The sequence below is a fragment of the Kribbella sp. NPDC055071 genome, from assembly GCF_053608045.1.
Window position 1 is genome coordinate 1 of the sequence record NZ_JBSGUS010000075.1, and the last position, 1,273, is coordinate 1,273.

General features: G+C 45.8%; 1 protein-coding gene and 1 pseudogene. Both read left to right on the top strand.

Annotation, left to right across the window (positions count from 1 at the left end; all coding sequences use genetic code 11):
* Nucleotides 1-625: pseudogene (locus tag ACWF4Z_RS38345) on the top strand (hypothetical protein); the annotation flags it as partial.
* Nucleotides 626-820: 195 nt separating this feature from the next.
* Nucleotides 821-1,273: SpoIID/LytB domain-containing protein (locus tag ACWF4Z_RS38350; RefSeq protein ID WP_452248112.1), on the top strand; the 453-nt coding region annotated here is incomplete at its 3' end.

Below are 1,273 nucleotides of genomic sequence, written 5' to 3' on the forward strand. Positions count from 1 at the left end.
TCCGCGCCAGAAGACGACGAGCAGCGCGGGAACCGCCCCCAGCCAGGCAATCACTGAAGGAAACGTATTAGTAAAAGGAGCCGTTCCTGAACACCTCACCTCTTTAATTGCAAAAATGGAAGAGATGGGTGTAACAATTAAGGATGAAGGTGAAGGTCTGCGTGTCATCGGCCCGAAAGAACTTAAACCGATTGACATCAAAACAATGCCTCACCCGGGCTTCCCGACTGATATGCAGTCACAAATGATGGCGCTTCTGCTTCGTGCAAGCGGCACAAGCATGATTACAGAAACCGTTTTTGAAAACCGTTTTATGCATGCGGAAGAATTCCGCCGTATGAATGGTGATATCAAGATTGAAGGACGTTCTGTCATCATTAACGGTCCTGTACAGCTTCAGGGAGCTGAAGTTGCAGCGACTGATTTGCGTGCAGGTGCAGCGCTGATTCTTGCGGGGTTAGTGGCTGAAGGTCACACACGTGTTACTGAATTGAAGCACTTAGACCGCGGTTACGTTGATTTCCATAAGAAGCTTGCCGCTCTGGGCGCAGACATCGAACGTGTAAATGATGAGTCTGCTTCTGAGCAAGAGAATAAAGAAGTCGTTTCTGACTTAAATGCATAAACTTACTTGAAAATCAGTATGTCACTCTGGCATACTGGTTTTTTATTTTTTGTGTATTATCATCATTATGCGCAAAATAGCAAAAAAGAATACGTAAATGACAAATAAAGTTTCTGTCCAAAACGAGAGTCATATTAGCTTGTCCCTGCCCATAGACTAGACTAGAGTCGAATCCCGAGCAGGAGGCAGCTGAATATGAAACAATTCGCAATCACACTATCCGTACTATGTACATTGATTCTCTTGGTTCCCACACTCTTGGTTATACCATTCCAGCATAATAAGGAAGCGGGGGCCAGCGTAGAATCAGAAAAGACAGCAGTCAGCACGAAACCAGCATCGAAAGGAGCAGAAACATTGAAAGCATCACCTGTTTCTATTCCCGTCTATCGAACCGCAAATCAATCCGTAGAAAACATTCCGCTTGAAGAGTATGTGACTGGAGTCGTCGCCTCCGAAATGCCGGCAACCTTTAAACCTGAAGCACTGAAAGCCCAGGCGCTTGCCGCCAGAACATTTATTGTCAGACTGATGGTGTCAAATTCAGCGGTAGAAGCTCCTAAAGGCTCACTGGTGGATGATACACAGATGTTCCAGGTGTATAAAAGCAAAGCGGAGCTGAAAAAACAGTGGGGCACAAGCTATGAG